Here is a 10,737-nt window from a genome sequence, read left to right as displayed (position 1 = left end):
TACGGCGTGGTGATGTACGTGCTGTCGCCAAAGAGCAAGAACGCGAATTCGTTTTACAAGGGCGCGGACGATAACGGCAATCCGGTGGGGCAGTGGTCACTGACGGCGAGTATTTTTATCAGCTGGATCTTCGCCAAGTCGGTCACCAACGCGGCCAACCTCGGTGCGGCCTATGGCGTGACCGGCGGCCTGGCTTACGCGAGTTACTGGCTGTCGATTCCCGTAGCCGGTTACATCATCTACCTGATCCGGACCCAGACCGGTGCCCGTAGCCTTCAGGATTTCCTGACCTCCCGGTTCGGGCGGTTTGCGGCGCTGGCGTTTGCCGCTGCGATTTTGATCCGTTTATACAATGAGGTGTGGAGCAACACCGCCGTGGTCGGTGGCTATTTCGGGTTGCCGGGCGAGTGGGAGTACTACACAGCGGCGATGGTGTTCACGGTATTTACCCTGGCCTACAGCCTGAAAGGCGGGTTGCGGTCCTCGATCTTTACCGACGTGATCCAGGCCTTTGTGTTTGTGTTCTTTGTCGGAGCGGTGCTGTTCCTGATTATTCCGGCCAACGATACCAGTGCCCTGCTGAGCAATGGCGAGTTCAGGCTTGATGCCGGCTTTGATCTGCTGCTGGTGGCCCTGCTGCAGATGTTCAGTTATCCGTTTCATGACCCGGTGCTGACCGACCGGGGCTTTGTGAACAAGGAAAAAACCATGCTCAAGAGCTTTGTGGTCGCGGGGCTGCTGGGCTTTGTGGCGGTGTTTATTTTCAGTCTGGTTGGTGTTCATGCCCGTTTGAACGGAATCGAGGCCATGGGTAATGCGCCGGCAGCCGTAGGGCAGTCCCTGGGGCTGGCGGCCTTGTTCTTCATGAGTGTGGTAATGATGACCTCGGCCGGCTCAACACTCGATTCCACCTTCACCTCGCTGGCGAAATCGCTCGCTGTGGATCTGCCGCGGCTCGCGCGGCGGGCGCAGGATCGCCTTCCCGGCATTCGTGTGGGGGCGGTGGTGATGATTATCTTCGCCTTCGCGGGCAACCTGCCGATGTTCGCCGGCACCGATATCCTCAAGGCCACCACCATATCCGGCACCATGGTGATGGGGCTGGCGCCGGTGTTCCTGTTTTATCGCTTTACCCGTTGGTCACCCTGGAGTTTTCATCTGAGTTTCTGGACCGGTCTGAGCCTGGGGGTTCTGCTGGCTGTGGGCCTGATTCCATCAGGCTGGGCCATTGGTGAAGGCAAGTACGCCATGCTGCTGGGCGTAAACGCCTGGGGCTTTCTGATCTGTACGGCCGGGTTCTTTGTTCCGCTGGTGCTTCGACGCCTGGCGGGGCGTTCCCTGGCGGCGCGCCAGGCCTGATATTTGGAGGCCTAAAGATTTTTGTGGTGCATGGGGTCCCGAGTCATTGGCAGGCCGGTTCGGCAGCGGGGGTCTTCTATCGGAACCGGATGCCCAGTGGCACGCCCCCGAAGTGGCACGTCCCTGAGTCGCGCGGATATCGTTTTTCCTTCCACTGTTTAATCAATTTGTCACTGGCGAATGGGACAATCCGGGCTATTCTGAAAGAGTGAGCCGGGGCACCCCGTCGGGCAGGTTCAGGGCTTAACTTGAAATATATTTTGTGGTCTATATAATTCAACACTAACTTTTTGACACGAACTGATCACGCTATGACATCAGAAGGATCGAATACCACCGCCATCACGCTTCGCACTCCGGTGAAGGATGATGGCTTCAGGCTCCACCAGCTGGTGGCAGAATGCCCGCCGCTGGACCCCAACTCGATTTACTGCAACCTGTTGCAGTGCAGCCACTTCGCCGAAACCGGCGTGGCCGCGGAGAAGGAAGGCGATCTGGTCGGCTTTATCTCCGGATACATCCCTCCCCAACAGCCCGATACCGTGTTTGTCTGGCAGGTGGCGGTTCACGAGAAAGGTCGTGGACAGGGCCTCGCCAAGCGCATGCTCAAGGAAATCGTCGGCCGTGAAGCGTGTAAGGACGTCACCCATATGGAGACGACCATCACCGAAGACAACGAGGCCTCATGGGCGCTGTTCCGGTCATTCGCCCGTGATATGGGAGCCGAGCTCACCTACCACGAGCACTTCGAGAAAGAGACCCACTTTGGCGGGCAGCATGATTCCGAGTTTCTGCTGCGCATCGGGCCCTTCACGAAGCCAGCCTGAGAGCCGGTCCAGGATCGGTCCTACTACGTGATGGCAGGGCTGTGAACGACTGTAAAGCTGTGATTTGGATTAGCCGGCAGGCCACTGAGGTAGGTCTGCCAACAGGCTTTAACCAACGCCCGGGGCCTATCGCGACCGAATCTGCATTTGTTTGATACGCCACCGCGCACCTACCTCGAACCTGACATGCTAAGAGGCAAGACAATGGAAATTTTCAAGTCGACTGAATCCGAAGTACGTGTATACAGCCGTGCGTTTCCGGTCATCTTCAACCGCGCCAAGAACGCGCACCTGTACACCGAGGACGGCAAGGAATACCTGGATTTTCTGGCCGGTGCCGGTTCCCTGAATTACGGCCACAACAACGACATCCTGAAGAAAGCGCTGATCGAGTACATCGAAGCAGACGGCGTGAGCCAGGGCCTGGACATGTTTACCACGGCCAAGCATGACTTCATGGAATCCTACAAGAAGCACATCCTGGACCCCCGTGGCCTGGACTACAAAATGCAGTTTACCGGCCCTACCGGTACCAACTGTGTGGAAGCGGCCCTGAAGCTGGCCCGTAAGGTAAAAGGCCGCAGCGGCATCATCTCGTTCACCAACGGTTTCCACGGTGTCACCATGGGTGCGGTCGCCACCACTGGTAACAAGCATCACCGCGGTGGTGTCGGCACGCCGCTGGGTAATGTTGATTTCATGTTCTACGACGGCTACCTGGGCGACGACGTGGACAGTCTCGCCATCATGGACAAGTTGCTGAGCGATGGGTCGTCCGGCTTTGAATTGCCGGCAGCGGTGATCGTGGAAGCGGTTCAGGGCGAAGGTGGCCTGAACGCCTGTCGTGCGGAATGGCTCAAGGGTTTGTCCGAGCTGTGCAAGAAGCATGACATCCTGCTGATCCTGGACGATATCCAGGCGGGCAATGGCCGTACCGGTGAGTTCTTCAGCTTTGAGTTTGCCGGCATCAAGCCTGACATTGTCACCGTTTCCAAGTCCCTCAGTGGCTACGGTCTGCCGATGGCGCTGGTACTGTTCAAGCCGGAGCTGGACGTCTGGGATCCGGGCGAGCACAACGGCACGTTCCGTGGTAACAATATGGCCTTTATCACGGCCCGCACCGCCGTGGAGACATACTGGAAAGACGATGCATTTGCCAATGAGGTAAAGGCCAAGACCAAGGTACTGAGCGACGCCCTGCAGGTGATTTGCGACAAGTACCCCGGTCAGTTCAAAATGAAGGGGCGCGGTTTGATGCGTGGTATCGAAGCAAGCCACGCGGATATCACAGGCCCGATTACCAAACGTGCCTTTGAGCACGGCCTGATCATTGAGACCAGTGGTCCGAATGATGAAGTCATCAAGTGCCTGATGCCGCTGACAACCAGTGAGGAGGACCTGAAAAAAGGTGCCGCACTGCTTGCCAAAAGTGTGGACGAAATCATGCAGGAAGGGCTCAGCGAGGCGTCGTAAGACGCCGCGCACCTCCGGACATTCATGCTGCAGGATAGCGAAGGCAAACCCTATGACTAGCCAACTACATACCGTTGAAAAAATCGGCGGTACGTCGATGAGTAATTACGAGGCCGTCCGCGATAACATCATTATCGGTAATCGCAGCAAGGACGACCTGTACCAGCGCATTTACGTGGTGTCCGCCTATGGCGGGGTGACCAACGAGCTGTTGGAACACAAGAAAACCGGCGAGCCGGGCGTATATGCCCTGTTTGCGGATGCCGAGTCGGACTGGGCCTGGGGTGACGATCTCACCAAGCTGGTGAAGTTTCTGACGGACATCAACGGCGAGCTGTTTGTCGATCCAATGCTGAAACAACAGGCGGACCAGTTCATCACCGATCGTGTTGAAGGCGTACGGGGCTGCCTGATCGACCTGCAGCGTCTGTGCTCCTACGGCCAGTTCCAGCTGGAAGAACACCTGCTGACGGTGCGTGAGATGCTGGCCGGCATTGGCGAGGCGCACAGCGCCTTTAACACCGCCCTGAAGCTCCAGCAGGAAGGCATCAATGCCCGCTTTGTGGATCTGACCGGGTGGCGTGACAATGAGTTGCTGCCGCTGGACGAAAAGCTGAAACAGGCCTTCGACGCGGTGGATCTGAGTCGTGAGCTACCGATTGTTACCGGCTACGCCCAGTGCAAGGAAGGTCTGATGCGCACCTTCGACCGGGGCTACAGCGAGATGACCTTCAGCCGGGTGGCTGTAATCACAGAGGCCCGGGAAGCGGTTATCCATAAGGAATACCACCTGAGTTCCGCCGATCCCAACATCGTTGGTGCGGACAAGGTGGTGCCCCTGGGTCGCACCAACTACGACGTTGCCGACCAGCTGGCCAACCTGGGTATGGAGGCTATTCATCCCCGCGCCGGTAAGGGGCTGCGCCAGAACGAAATCCCGCTGCGGGTGATGAATACCTTTGAGCCGGAGCACACCGGTACCCTGATCACCGGCGACTATGTCAGTGAGAAACCGCAGGTGGAGATTATCGCCGGCGCCAAGGGCGTGTTTGCTGTGGAAGTATTCGATCAGGACATGCAGGGCGAGCCGGGTTCGGACCGCCGTATTCTGGACGTACTGGGCCGCTTCAAGGTGCGTTTCATGTCCAAGGACACCAACGCCAACACCATTACCCATTACGTGGGCAGCACCCTGAAGCACGTAAAACGTGTGGTTAAGGCCCTGAAGGAAGAGTTTCCCAATGCCGAGATCAACACCCGCAAGGTGGCTGTGGTGTCTGCCATCGGCAGCGACATGAAGGTGCCGGGTATTCTTGCCCGTTCCGTGAAAGCCCTGGCCGATGAGGACATCAGCGTTCTGGCCCTGCACCAGTGCATGCGCCAGGTGGATATCCAGTTTGTGGTGGATGAGGACGACTACGAGAAGGCGATCGTGGCCTTGCATGGCGTGCTCATTGAGCCCCATAACCACGAATACGCCATTGTTGCAGCCTGAGCTGCAGGAAGTCAGTGGGCTGGAATAAGGAAGAGCCAGGCTGTCGCGGACAGCTGGCATACCACCACTACCGACGTAAGCACCAGGCGTAGCCGCAGATACCATACCGGCCAGTACGCCCGCATCCATCCTGCATCCACCAGGTAGAGCGCCAGGTAAGCGGTGGTGTACAGGAGGACCTGTCCCGGGGTGGGCAACAGCAAGCCAATACCGGCGGCCACAAAGAATACCTGGCTGAGCAGCATGGTTACCAGTGGCGACACCGGATAGCTGCAATTATCGAGCTGCATGGCAATGGGCCAGTACACCCCTGCCATGAAGGCCAGGACGCCGGCGCTGTAAAGGTAGAAGTAACCAATCAGCGCGACACCGTGTTGGGGCATGAAAAACAGCCCCGCGATCATCGCGATAAACGGGATCAGCCCGGCAATGCCAACGAGAATGGCGAGCCTAGCTACAGCAATCACGTTTTCTGCCTCTGAGTTCGTTGAGGGTGATTCTCATGGTCAAGCTCCGGGGTTTAAAACACTCCAGAACGTACGACCCTCCAGTCCATTGAGATCATTGGCTCAGCAAATAGCATTCCTGATGTTGCGGGCACTGTACCAAGTGGTCGTTGATCATGCCGGTCGCCTGCATAAAGGCATAGACAATGGTAGGGCCGACAAAGGTAAAGCCAGCCCGTTTCAGGGCTTTGGACATGGCCTCGGATTCAGGGGTTGCCGTAGGCACTTCTGCCAGTGAGCGCCAGCGGTTCTGAACCGGCTGGTTCTCAACAAAGGACCAGAGAAAATCGCTGAAGCCAATGCCTTGTTCCCGCAAATCCAGATAGCTCCGGGCATTCTTGATGATCGACCGAACCTTTAGTCGGTTGCGAATGATGCCTGGGTCGGCCAGCAGTTCCTCCACCCGGGCTTCACCGTAATTTACGATTGTTTCCGGATCGAAGTGATCATAGGCCGCGCGGTAACTCTCCTGTTTTCGCAGGATGGTGATCCAGCTCAGGCCGGCCTGCTGGCCATCCAGGCAGAGTTTTTCGAACAGTGCGAGGTCGTCGTATTCGGGGCGCCCCCATACGGTGTCATGATAGTGCACGTAAAGCGGATCATTTCCGCACCAGGGACAGCGTTCGGGATTATCCATATAGAGTGGCCTTTGTTATCTCCGCCTGGTTCAGAACACTAGCAGCCTGTCGGGCGGATGGTACGCTGGAACAGCGGCTCCCAGGAAGCCTCCATCGATACCGCATCCACCAGGCTGAAATCGCCGGGCGGTGGTTCCAGCAGGGTGATGTCAGGCCATTGCGGCCGGCTTCCACGGAATACCAGGGTCACCAGGTAGCCCTCGATATAACAGCAGGAAGCCTGCCAGTCCTCGTCGGGCTGGTCTCCGTAGATTTCGAAATTCTTGCGCACCTCCAGCGTCTGCAGGTTACCGGCAATACCCCGGCCGGTGGCTTTCAGCCAGGCTTCTTTCAGGGTCCAGACCTTCAGGAACGCATTGGGGTCGTCTTCCCGGAACAGCCATTCCTGTTCAACCGGGGTGAACCAGCGCCTGGCCACCTTCTGCCATTGCGGGTGGCGCTGGCAGGGTTCCAGGTCCAGGCCAATGGCAGAGCTGGCACGAGTGGCACAGGCGGACAAACCGTGGCTGTGGCTGAGCGATAGCTGCCAGCCATCGGGGCGGCCTGAAACAGTGGGGCGACCGTCCACGGGACAACATTGATGCGCAGGCAGGCTGGCGGATTTGCCGATTGCCTGGCGAATCAGCCAGCGGCTGGTCAGATATTCCCGTTCACGGGGCCCGCTGAATTTTCCGACCGTATCCCGTTCGTACCCGGTTAGCCAGGCCGGAGGGGGCGCCTCGATTCCATCGGTCTGATGGCACAGCCAGATGGCTGGCCGGGGGTCAGGGCTGTAGCCGTTGGATGAGCCAGCCATCGCCTTCCCTCACATATTCAAAGCGGTCGTGAAGCCGGCTGGGCCGGCCCTGCCAGAACTCAATGCGCTCGGGAACCACCCGGTAACCGCCCCAGAAACCGGGCAGGGGCACTTCACCCTCGGTGAACTTGCGTTTCACCTCGGCAAGCTTCTGCTCAAGCAGCCCCCGTGAGGTGATGGCCTTGCTCTGCTCGGAGACCCAGGCGCCAATCTGGCTGCCTCTTGGCCGGGATGCGAAGTAGCGCAGCGATTCTGATTTGCTGACTTTTTCTACCTGGCCCTGAATCCTGACCTGGCGGTTCAGGCCGATCCAGGGAAACAGCAGGGCGGCCTGCGGGTTTTCATCCATCTCCCGGGCCTTGCGGCTGCGGTAGTTGGTATAGAAAACAAAGCCCTGTTTGTCAAAGTATTTCAGCAACACGGTACGGAGGTCTGGCATGCCATCGCGCCCCGCTGTGGCCAGTGACATGGCGTTGGGCTCCAGAATGCCGGCCTCCCGGGCATCCTCGAACCAGCTCTGGAACTGCCCGACCGGATTGCTGTCCAGCGCGTCGCGACCCAGGCCCTCGCTCTCGAAATCACGACGCATATCACTGATGTCCATAAACCTTCCTCTCACTCGCGCGCAACTGACACGGGATAAATACGACTGAGCAGCATATCGGGTTCAGGCCTGACTGTCAGCGATACTGGAGCCAGTATTGACCGGCTGTAACCGGCACAGCTGACAAACCGGCGTCGGGCCGACTATCCTTGTGAACAGGCAGGTGGGCAAGATTGCCCCGGGATTCCGCCGCTTATGAGGAGATGTCCGTGGCCCAGAGCCGTCAACGCAGTCGTGTTCCCAGGAATCTGTTGATCGGATTGCTGGTCCTTCTGATTCTGTATACCCTTGCAGGCTTCCTGCTACTCCCCTGGTGGCTGGAACGGTCGATACCCGAACAGCTGGACCAGCGTATGGGGTGGCGTGCGGAAGTAACCGACATCAGCGCCAACCCTTACACGCTGAGGGTCGACGTGCTCGGGCTTTCGGCCAGGGACAGTGGCGGCGAGCCGGTGGCTGGTTTTGATCGGTTGCTGGTCGACATGAATTTCTTCCAACTGATCCGTGGCATCGCCGGCTTTGAGGCGATTCAGCTGGAAAAACCCTTTATCCGGGTTGACCTGCTGAAGGATTACAGTGTCAATTTCGCCCGGGACTGGCAACGTGCCAATCCTGAACCTGCCGGGGCAGCGGAACCGCCTGCCGCTGAAGAAGGCACCGAGCCAGCCCGCGTTTATTTCCGGCAGATTGCCGTCAATGGCGGTGAAGTGCTGTTCCGGGATTTCAGCAAGCAGCAAATGGCCGAGTTCCGCATAACGCCACTGGATCTGACTCTGACCGACCTCGCCACCTGGCGCCGTGAGGGCCAGAATAGCGACTACGCGCTGCACGCCGCACTGGACAGCCAGACCGTCGAGTGGGCGGGGGAGCTCAGTATCGCGCCTTTCTATTCCAGTGGTTCCCTGAAGATTTCTGCGGTCAGCTATGAAACCATCGCTCACTTCCTGAGCCCCTACTTTCCCTATGACCTGCGAGGCGGAAGTGTCACCCTCAGTTCCGACTATGAACTGCAGGCCGGTGAGGTCTTCCATCTGGAAACCAGTAACGGCCAGTTGGCCCTCGAGGATCTTGCCCTTGCCCTGAATGAGGAGAGCGGACAGGTCCGGTTGAGTAACGGCACCCTGTCTGTCGATGCCATCGACTTTGATCTCAACGCACGTGAAATCAACGTGGGTCAGGTTGCCCTGGAGAACCTGGATCTGGCGCTGGCCCGGAGTGAGACCGGCCAGATTGACTGGCTGGCGCCACTGGCTCCAGGCCCCCAAGCCAGCAAGCCACCGACCGGTGGGGCAGAGCCGGTAAACGCCGGACAGCCGTTCTGGTGGTCTGTGGCGGGCGTGACCCTGTCTGGCAGCCGGATTCTCTGGCAGGACAGCCAACCGGAGAGCCCTGTAGAACTTGCTCTGGAGCAGTTATCGGTGTCCACCGGGCCAATCAGTCATCGGTTGGAAGAACCGGTGACCTATAAGATGCAGGGCACCTTGGCCAGTGGCGGGCAGTTGTCACTGACGGGCCAGGTAACCCCCTGGCCATTCACTCTGGAAGCCGCCATTTCCGGGATCGGGGTGCAACTGGCTGCCTTTGAGCCTTATGTTCAGGAGGGCGCCAATCTTGCCATAGCCAGTGGAAGCCTCGGAGTCGATGGCAACCTGGACCTGGATGGCCAGCAGGACCCACTCACCGGCACTTTCAGTGGTACCGCGGAAGTGGCCGGCTTTAGTGTGCGGTTGCCCGGCGGTTCCGAGCGGCTGGTGTCCTGGCAAACCCTGCGACTGGCGCCCATCGAATACAACGTCTACCCCGCCCGTCTGGAAATCGGCACGCTTACCCTGGCACAGCCGGTCATCAATGTGGTTCGTAATGCGGACAGTGTCCATAACGTTGAGCAGATCGTCAGAGGGCCTGCCTCTGGCAGCCAGGATGAGCCGTCTTCCGACCAGCAGAAAGCGGGGGATTCGGAGCCGGAGTTTATCTTCAGGATCGGGCAGCTGATGCTTGAGGATGGCGCCCTGGCCTACACGGATCGCACCCTGCAGCCGGCCTTCACAACCTCGTTTGATGAACTGAACGGCAGCGTCACCGGACTTAGCAATATCTCCCCGCAACAGGGCAAGGTGTCGATGAACGGCCGCGTCGGCGGCGTCGCGGATCTGGGATTCGAAGGCACCCTCGGCACTCTCGGTACCGAGGACGTCAGTGATCTCCAACTGATGATGCAAAATCTTTCCCTGCCCACGCTCTCCCCCTACTTCGGCCGATACCTGGGGTATGGAGTAGACAGTGGCAAGCTTGATCTCAACCTCGATTATCAGATTTCCGGTACACGGATCGAGGCCTCCAACCGGGTGATTATGGACCGGCTTGAACTGGGCGCTTCGATACCGAGCGACCAGGCCGTCAAAGCTCCGGTCAAGCTGGGCCTGGCCCTGCTGCGAGACCGGAAGGGCGTTATTGAAGTGAATCTGCCGATTAGCGGCGACCTTTCCAGTCCAGACTTCAGTGTCGGCCAGGTTGTTATGCGGGCGTTCGTGAACCTGCTGGCGAAAGCCGCAACGTCTCCCTTCAGCATGCTGGGCTCCGTTGCCGGGCTGGCAGGGTTCGGTGGCGAAGAGCTTGGCAAGGTGGGCTTTGTTCCCGGCAGTACTGAGCTGGCAGAGGGTGAAGCGGAAAAACTGTCGGTGCTGGCGGACGCCTTGCTGGAACGGCCGGATCTGCTTCTGAACATCCGTGGCAGTGTCGCACCTCAAGCCGATGGCCTGGCGTTACTGCGTGACCAACTGACCGAAGGAGGCCGGCAGGAATTGTCCGGGGCGGCATGGCAGGCAGCCCGGGAGGCATACATTGCAGGAGAGCGGGCATTGGCCCCGGAGGCCTTGAGTAACCTCGCCTCGGCTCGCGGTGTCGCGCTCCGGAACCTGTTGCAGAATACCCTTGGGGTTCCGGCAGGCCAGTTATTCCTGCTCGACCCCTCCCGCAATGCGGAGGTTGGTGATGATGGACGCGTGGTCGTTGCGTTCAGCCTGGATGTTCGTTGAGCTC

9 protein-coding genes are annotated in these 10,737 nt (G+C 58.8%); 5 read left to right on the top strand and 4 right to left on the bottom strand.

The genetic code is table 11. The annotated features are described in order from the left end of the window. From AC13C0_RS02745 to AC13C0_RS02730, 4 genes are all read left to right on the top strand, one after another. Positions 1-1,359 (top strand): sodium:solute symporter family transporter (locus AC13C0_RS02745; protein WP_482953918.1); only part of this gene is annotated, 1,359 nt, incomplete at its 5' end. A gap of 311 nt (positions 1,360-1,670) precedes the next feature. Further along, complete coding sequence (gene ectA / locus AC13C0_RS02740; RefSeq protein ID WP_117618795.1) at positions 1,671-2,186, top strand: diaminobutyrate acetyltransferase; 516 nt, start codon at positions 1,671-1,673, stop codon at positions 2,184-2,186. 204 nt (positions 2,187-2,390) lie between these two features. Further along, positions 2,391-3,659, top strand: coding sequence for a diaminobutyrate--2-oxoglutarate transaminase (gene ectB, locus AC13C0_RS02735; protein ID WP_117618794.1), 1,269 nt, complete (start codon positions 2,391-2,393; stop codon positions 3,657-3,659). 52 nt (positions 3,660-3,711) lie between these two features. Then, positions 3,712-5,154: an aspartate kinase gene (locus AC13C0_RS02730; RefSeq protein WP_117618793.1), complete on the top strand. Its 1,443-nt coding sequence runs from the start codon at positions 3,712-3,714 to the stop codon at positions 5,152-5,154. A gap of 11 nt (positions 5,155-5,165) precedes the next feature. Here the strand turns inward: AC13C0_RS02730 and AC13C0_RS02725 are convergent, their stop codons facing one another. The 4 genes from AC13C0_RS02725 to pdxH form a co-directional block, all read right to left on the bottom strand. Continuing rightward, positions 5,166-5,621, bottom strand: a complete 456-nt coding sequence (locus tag AC13C0_RS02725; RefSeq protein WP_482953917.1) for a DUF3429 domain-containing protein — start codon at positions 5,619-5,621, stop codon at positions 5,166-5,168. A 94-nt stretch (positions 5,622-5,715) separates the two neighbouring features. After that, a complete protein-coding gene (locus AC13C0_RS02720) occupies positions 5,716-6,297 on the bottom strand; it encodes a DNA-3-methyladenine glycosylase I (RefSeq protein ID WP_117618791.1) in 582 nt (193 codons plus the stop codon). A gap of 38 nt (positions 6,298-6,335) precedes the next feature. Then, positions 6,336-7,094 carry a 4'-phosphopantetheinyl transferase family protein gene (locus AC13C0_RS02715; RefSeq protein WP_341580860.1) on the bottom strand — a complete coding sequence of 253 codons (759 nt, stop codon included), beginning with the start codon at positions 7,092-7,094 and terminating at the stop codon, positions 6,336-6,338. Then, on the bottom strand, positions 7,063-7,698 hold the full coding sequence (gene pdxH, locus AC13C0_RS02710) for a pyridoxamine 5'-phosphate oxidase (protein ID WP_482953916.1): 636 nt from the start codon (positions 7,696-7,698) through the stop codon (positions 7,063-7,065). The genes AC13C0_RS02715 and pdxH overlap by 32 nt, the downstream gene beginning before the upstream one ends. Before the next feature lie 203 nt (positions 7,699-7,901). Here pdxH and AC13C0_RS02705 point away from each other — a divergent pair, with 203 nt between their 5' ends. Beyond that, positions 7,902-10,733 (top strand): DUF748 domain-containing protein, encoded by a 2,832-nt coding sequence (locus tag AC13C0_RS02705; protein WP_482953919.1) that lies wholly within the window; start codon positions 7,902-7,904, stop codon positions 10,731-10,733. Positions 10,734-10,737: the final 4 nt, after the last annotated feature.

The sequence above is a fragment of the Marinobacter sp. B-21 genome (assembly GCF_056857895.1).
This window is presented reverse-complemented; position numbering and strand designations above follow the sequence as displayed.

Coding starts and splice junctions, on each gene's coding strand:
- pdxH (WP_482953916.1), bottom strand. CDS start 7,698: ATGGACATCAGTGATATGCGTCGTGATTTCGAGAGCGAGGGCCTGGGT.
- AC13C0_RS02730 (WP_117618793.1), top strand. CDS start 3,712: ATGACTAGCCAACTACATACCGTTGAAAAAATCGGCGGTACGTCGATG.
- AC13C0_RS02720 (WP_117618791.1), bottom strand. CDS start 6,297: ATGGATAATCCCGAACGCTGTCCCTGGTGCGGAAATGATCCGCTTTAC.
- AC13C0_RS02715 (WP_341580860.1), bottom strand. CDS start 7,094: ATGGCTGGCTCATCCAACGGCTACAGCCCTGACCCCCGGCCAGCCATC.
- ectB (WP_117618794.1), top strand. CDS start 2,391: ATGGAAATTTTCAAGTCGACTGAATCCGAAGTACGTGTATACAGCCGT.
- AC13C0_RS02705 (WP_482953919.1), top strand. CDS start 7,902: ATGTCCGTGGCCCAGAGCCGTCAACGCAGTCGTGTTCCCAGGAATCTG.
- ectA (WP_117618795.1), top strand. CDS start 1,671: ATGACATCAGAAGGATCGAATACCACCGCCATCACGCTTCGCACTCCG.